Annotated in this window: 1 protein-coding gene; it reads right to left on the minus strand. The window is 60.5% G+C overall.

Annotation, left to right across the window (positions count from 1 at the left end; all coding sequences use genetic code 11):
* Positions 1-17 precede the first annotated feature (17 nt).
* A complete protein-coding gene (locus BRX37_RS26295; RefSeq protein WP_125990377.1) occupies positions 18-842 on the minus strand; it encodes an IS5 family transposase in 825 nt (274 codons plus the stop codon).
* Positions 843-907 lie beyond the last annotated feature (65 nt).

A 907-nucleotide genomic window follows, 5' to 3' on the forward strand; every position in this document is an offset into this window, starting at 1 on the left:
AGAGTCCGTTTGGAAAATCAGGGATGAGCGTTTCGGCGTAGTAGGTTTCCACCCATGGCGACGAGGATCATCGCCTGTGAGACGTCGATGCGCTTTTCGTAGTCGCGGACCAGACGGCGCCATCGGGTCATCCATCCGAAGGTGCGTTCGACGACCCAGCGGCGCGGAAGCACCTTGAAGCCCTGCTGGCGATCGCTTCGACGGATGACCTCCACGACAAAGTCGAGGTAGCTGGCCTTGTCCATGAGCTTGAGGCGATCATAGGCGCCATCGGCAAAGAGATGCTTCACCCACGGCCAGCGCTTGCGGATGCCATCGAGGATCGCCTGAGCGCCTGCACTATCGGAGATATCGGCGGTAGTGAGGTTGACCATCAGCAAGCGTCCATCGGTGTCGACTGCGATATGCCGCTTGCGACCGACGATCTTCTTGCCTGCGTCAAAACCGCGCTTTTCTGCGGAAGGCGCCTTGACCGACTGGCTGTCGATGACCGCCGCACTGGGGCTGGCTTCTCGCCCCTCACGTTCTCGGTCCAACATCAATTCGATGTCGTGGATCGTCTGGAACAGGAACCTGCGTGCCAGCTCCCGAAACCAGCCATAGACCGTCTGCCAGGCGCCAAAATGGATCGGCAGCATCCGCCAACCACACCCCGATCGCACCAGATAGCGGACCGCGTTGATCACTTCGCGGAAATCCACCTCGCGGGGACGGCCTCGACGACCCGGCTTGGGCATCAACGGCGCAAGGCGATCCCATTCCTCATCGGTCAGGTCACTGGGATAACGCTTCGTCTTCTTCGCAATCTGGGCCATCCGCCCCCGGCTCTGCTGCGTCCACATCCAGAGCCTGAATCACGCAGATACGCCTATGACAACCCCTGCCGCCGATTTCCCAAACAGCCTCT

The sequence above is a fragment of the Sphingomonas sp. S-NIH.Pt3_0716 genome (genome assembly GCF_003950715.1).
Taxonomy (GTDB): Bacteria; Pseudomonadota; Alphaproteobacteria; order Sphingomonadales; family Sphingomonadaceae; genus Sphingobium; species Sphingobium yanoikuyae_A.

Excerpts from the sequence above, each read along its gene's own strand:
- BRX37_RS26295 (WP_125990377.1), bottom strand. The coding sequence starts at position 842 with ATGTGGACGCAGCAGAGCCGGGGGCGGATGGCCCAGATTGCGAAGAAG.